Genomic DNA, 1,671 nt, shown 5'->3' with positions numbered 1-1,671 from the left:
ATTTTTGGTCAAATTTTGTTCGTTTTCTTTCAAATCATTCATCCTTTATCATAGTCCAAGCGTATAGGTAAAACGCAGTCGGCAGCACGTAGAGTGCCGCGATGGCTAGCGCTGCGGCTAGCACAAATATACCTCCTCCAAAAAAACCAAACATTGCTAGAGTTTTTATCGTTGCTCCGACGATGGCGCTGACGATAACAAAAAACACGTAGGTCTTAAAAAGCTTATTTTTCGTAATTTTGGCCAGACCGAAATTTAGCTTAAGCCAGAGTATGAAAAAATATACGATAAGACCTATAAACGCGTAGCTAATGATTTCACTGATACCAGACGTAATGCCTTTTAGGCTAAGCATTATCGATAGAAAAATCATCAATACGGCTACGATAACGGTTTTTGTGAATATTTCATAGACGTCGGTGTCGTAAATCTCGGCTAGTTTTTTAAGCGCTAACCACATGTAAACGGTGGCCGTTAGCGTCGATAGATTGGTGATTACGCTATCTATCAGCTCTAAGTTTTGCAGTTGTTCGACGGTGTACGGTTGCGTAATGGCTTTGTAAACCGCTATCAAAAACGATGCAGCAAAGTTAGCTAGCATAAGCCGGCACGAGATGATACCCTGTCTTTTGGCTGCTTTTAGCGTTTCTTGTTCGTAAGATTTTTCATGCGTGTTTTCTTTTTGGGGCGGAATTTTATTTGCTTGGCTTTGGTCGGCGTCAAATTTGAGCTCCGTTGCTTGCTCGTGTTGAGTGCTAAAATTTGGTTCGTTTGCGCCTGTTTTGTTTAAATTTTCTTTATTTTCGTTGCTAAATTTACCCACGCTGATCCATGCCGCAAGCAAAATGCACGAGGCCGCAAGATCAAGGGACGCGGCTACGGGGGTTTTAAATTTAGCTATGGGCAAGATTAGGCCGGGCCATGCGGCCTCTAGCGCGTAGTATGCGGCATTTACGGCGACGTTTACGGCAAACGTCCATCCGTAGACGCAAAAAAGTACGCGGTTTAGCGCGCGGGATAGCTTAAAAATTACAGCAATCCACGAGACCGCTACGGCAAATGCGACTAGCGGAAGCAGGGCGTAAAATATGACGTCGAGAAAATTTTCGTCAAGGACGTAGAGCGCGATGAGGCATAAAATAGCCGTTAAAAAGCCGTTGTAGGCGTTATTAAAGAGGTTAAAAACGTTTGCGCCCGATAAGTCTTGGGCGTGGGCTAGGGCGTAGTTAAAAGATGTTAGCGCAAGCAGCCACGCAAAAGTATGAATCAGCCAAAATATATTCCAATTGCCTGCCAGGTAGCTAGCGTTTGCCGCTAAAATGCAAACCGCGCCGATGATGCCTTGGGTTTTTGCTTCGCTAAATTTTATTTTCAACCTTGCTCTTTTGTCGCGCTCGGGTCGTTTTTGGCTTTAAATTTATAAATTTGCGACCCGTAAAATAAAGAATATACATAAATTTGTTTTAAACGACTATTAAATTTGACATGAAACAAGCGCTAAATTCGGGCAATGTAGAGGTATGATAAGTTAAATTTTGTACGGTTTGGAGTAAAATTTAATAGCCCGAACCCTATCAGGCTATTAAATTTAAGAAATTTTACTTAGATGCGTTTTTATCCTCTTTGTTCTCTACCTTTGGTGCTACATAATCCTCCCCAAAATATGCCTTC

General features: G+C 42.2%; 1 protein-coding gene. It reads right to left on the bottom strand.

The genetic code is table 11. The features are described 5' to 3' along the window. Positions 1-34: 34 nt before the first annotated feature. Positions 35-1,375: a hypothetical protein gene (locus H740_RS01055; RefSeq protein ID WP_002950457.1), complete on the bottom strand. Its 1,341-nt coding sequence runs from the start codon at positions 1,373-1,375 to the stop codon at positions 35-37. Between the last annotated feature and the right edge of the window lie 296 nt (positions 1,376-1,671).

Source organism: Campylobacter showae CC57C (genome assembly GCF_000344295.2).
In the GTDB taxonomy this organism is placed as follows: domain Bacteria; phylum Campylobacterota; class Campylobacteria; order Campylobacterales; family Campylobacteraceae; genus Campylobacter_A; species Campylobacter_A showae_B.
This window is presented reverse-complemented; position numbering and strand designations above follow the sequence as displayed.